Origin of the sequence: Nonomuraea sp. B5E05, from assembly GCF_039880665.1 — a bacterium.
GTDB lineage: Bacteria > Actinomycetota > Actinomycetes > Streptosporangiales > Streptosporangiaceae > Nonomuraea.
The window spans coordinates 1-1,080 of sequence record NZ_JBDPMJ010000098.1 but is presented as its reverse complement, the minus strand read 5'-3'; the positions used below and the strand labels follow the sequence as shown (position 1 = coordinate 1,080).

General features: G+C 63.2%; 1 protein-coding gene. It reads left to right on the top strand.

The window, feature by feature from the left end; translation table 11 throughout:
- Nucleotides 1-1,080 (top strand): inositol-3-phosphate synthase (locus tag ABGB01_RS45955; RefSeq protein ID WP_347780647.1); only part of this gene is annotated, 1,080 nt, incomplete at its 5' end.

Genomic DNA, 1,080 nt, shown 5'->3' with positions numbered 1-1,080 from the left:
ATGGGTTCGGTTCGCGTGGCCATTGTCGGTGTCGGCAACTGCGCGTCGTCGCTGGTCCAGGGCGTTCACTATTACAAGGACGCCGACCCGGACGTACGGGTCCCGGGCCTGATGCACGTGAAGTTCGGCGATTACCACGTCGGCGACGTCGAGTTCGTCGCGGCCTTCGACGTTGACGCCAAGAAGGTCGGCCGCGACCTGTCCGAGGCGATCGTCGCCAGCGAGAACAACACCATCAAAATCACCGACGTGCCGCCCACAGGAGTGACGGTCCAACGCGGCCACACCTACGACGGCCTCGGCGAGTTCTACCAGGACATCATCGAAGAATCCGACGAAACCCCCGTCGACGTGGTCCAAGTGCTCCGCGACAACCAGGTCGACGTCCTGGTCTCCTACCTGCCCGTCGGCTCAGAAGACGCCGACCGCTTCTACGCCCAATGCGCCATCGACGCCAAGGTCGCCTTCGTCAACGCCCTGCCCGTCTTCATCGCCTCTGACCCCACCTGGGCCGCCAAATTCACCGAAGCCGGCCTCCCCATCGTCGGCGACGACATCAAATCCCAGGTCGGCGCCACCATCACCCACCGCGTCATGGCCAAACTCTTCGAAGACCGCGGCGTCGAACTCCTGCGCACCTACCAGCTCAACTTCGGCGGAAACATGGACTTCATGAACATGCTGGAGCGCAAGCGCCTGCAGTCCAAGAAGATCTCCAAAACCCAGTCCGTCACCTCCCAGATCCCCCGCGAAATGGGCAAGAGCGACGTACACATCGGCCCCTCCGACCACGTGCCCTGGCTCGACGACCGCAAATGGGCCTACGTACGACTGGAAGGCCGCTCCTTCGGCGACACCCCCCTCAACCTCGAATACAAACTCGAAGTATGGGACTCCCCCAACTCCGCCGGCATCATCATCGACGCCGTCCGCGCCGCCAAGATCGCCCTCGACCGCGGCATCGCCGGACCCATCCTGTCGGCATCCTCCTACTTCATGAAGTCACCACCCGAGCAGTACTCCGACGACCAGGCCCGCGACTACGTCGAGAAGTTCATCCGCGGAGAGGTCGAGCGCTGA